2 protein-coding genes are annotated in these 1,799 nt (G+C 74.3%); one reads left to right on the forward strand and one right to left on the reverse strand.

What is annotated here, in order from left to right; all coding sequences use genetic code 11:
- On the reverse strand, window positions 1-279 hold a 279-nt coding region (locus G6030_RS10020; RefSeq protein WP_182643016.1), incomplete at its 3' end, for a LysR family transcriptional regulator.
- A 154-nt stretch (window positions 280-433) separates the two neighbouring features.
- Here G6030_RS10020 and G6030_RS10025 point away from each other — a divergent pair.
- Entirely contained in the window at window positions 434-1,735 is a 1,302-nt protein-coding gene (locus G6030_RS10025) for a Glu/Leu/Phe/Val dehydrogenase (protein ID WP_187701704.1), read from the forward strand.
- Window positions 1,736-1,799: the final 64 nt, after the last annotated feature.

Here is a 1,799-nt window from a genome sequence, read left to right on the forward strand (position 1 = left end):
CGTCCCGACGCCCGCCCTCGCCGCCTCCATCGCGTGGCCCGCGTCCTCCACCGCGGACAGGATCGTGCGCGCGTGCTCCGCCAACACGAGTCCCGCCTCCGTCAGCGCGAGACCACGACCCCGCTTCTCGAACAGTGGCGTCCCCGCCTCGCGCTCGAGCAGCGAGAGCTGCTGCGACACGGCGGAGACGGTGTACCCCAGGCCCGCGGCGACCGACGTGACGGTGCCCCGTCGCTCCAGTTCGTGGAGCAACCGCAGGCGGTGCAGGGACGGCTCCATGCCCCGAGCGTAGGAGTGCGCGCGCCGACCGTGCAGGAAAAGTGAACGGTCGGGTCCACGAAGTCTCGCTGGACCCGCCCGGGTGCGCGAACCCATGCTGGGGACACCCCCGCCGGAACCGCCGACGGACGAGGTCGCCGAGGAGGCGAGCACCATGACATCCATCGAGATCCCGGGCACGACCGGCCACACGGGAGTCGGTCCCCAGACCGTGCCCGCCGCACAGACCGTTTCCGCACCGGCCACGGCTCCGGTCACAGCTCCCGCCACGGCTCCGGCCACCGCTCCGGCCGGGTCCGCGAGCTCGCGCCGCGAGCCCTACCTGCGCCTGCACTGGGAGGACGACCAGACCGGCGCCCGCGGCTACCTCGTCGTGGACACACTCGTCGGCGGCCTGGCCACCGGCGGCACCCGCATGCGCGCCGGATGCACCCTCCGCGAGGTCGAGGACCTGGCGCGCGGCATGACCCGCAAGACCGCTGCCTTCGACCTGCCAGTCGGCGGGGCCAAGGGCGGCATCGACTTCGACCCGAAGGACCCGCGGGCCGTCGAGGTGCTCGGTCGGTTCTGCGAGGCGATGCGCCCGTTCCTCGACCGGCACTGGGTGACCGCCGAGGACCTGGGCGTGCCGCAGCACCTCATCGACGAGGTCTTCGGCCGCCTCGGCATGCGGCAGTCGTACCACGCGGCGATCGAGCGGTCCGCCGACCCCGCGGCCACGGCCGATCGGATCTTCCGCGGGCTCAACGCCGAGGTTTCGGGTGGGCTCCTGGGCGACGTGATCGGTGGCTACGGCGTCGCGCAGGCGTGTCTCGCTGCGGCGCACGTGCGCGGCTGGGACATCGAGCGCACGTCGGTCGCGATCCAGGGCGTCGGCACCATGGGCGGTGGCGCCGCCTGGTATCTGCACGAGGCCGGGATGCGGGTGGTCGCGCTCGCCGACGCCGCCGGCACACTCTACGACCCCGCCGGCCTCGACGTCCCGGCGCTGCTGGCGACCCGCGACCGCTTCGGCGAGATCGACCGCGCCGCCGTTCCCGCCCGGGTGCAGCGTCTGAACCGCGACAGCATCCTCGGCATGGACGTCGACGTCCTGGTGCCCGCGGCCGTGTCGTACGCGATCACCGCCGCGAACTGCGCGCAGGTCACGGCGCCGATCGTCGTGGAGGCCGCGAACGCCGCCACGACAGCCGACGCGGAACTCGACCTCACGGCCCGCGGGATCGCGGTGCTGCCGGACTTCGTGGTCAACGCCGGCGCGGTGGCCTGGGCGTGGTGGCTCATCCTCGGCGAGGTCGACGACCGGTCCGAGACGTCGTTCCTGCGTCTCGGGCGCGAGATGACGGCGAAGGTCGCGGACCTGCTCACCGGCTGGGACCCGAGCAACGGCCCGCTGCGGTGGGTGGCCGACGTCTCGGGCACGATCCGGACGGTGCCGCCGGTCGTCGTGCCCTGACCGCGGGCCCCGGCTCCCGGCTCCCGGCTCCCGGCTCCCGAGGCGCCCGGGCCCCGCACCCGCC

Source organism: Dietzia sp. E1 (assembly GCF_014145015.1).
GTDB classification, from domain to species: Bacteria; Actinomycetota; Actinomycetes; order Mycobacteriales; family Mycobacteriaceae; genus Dietzia; species Dietzia cinnamea_A.

Excerpts from the sequence above, each read along its gene's own strand:
- G6030_RS10025 (WP_187701704.1), top strand. The coding sequence starts at position 434 with ATGACATCCATCGAGATCCCGGGCACGACCGGCCACACGGGAGTCGGT.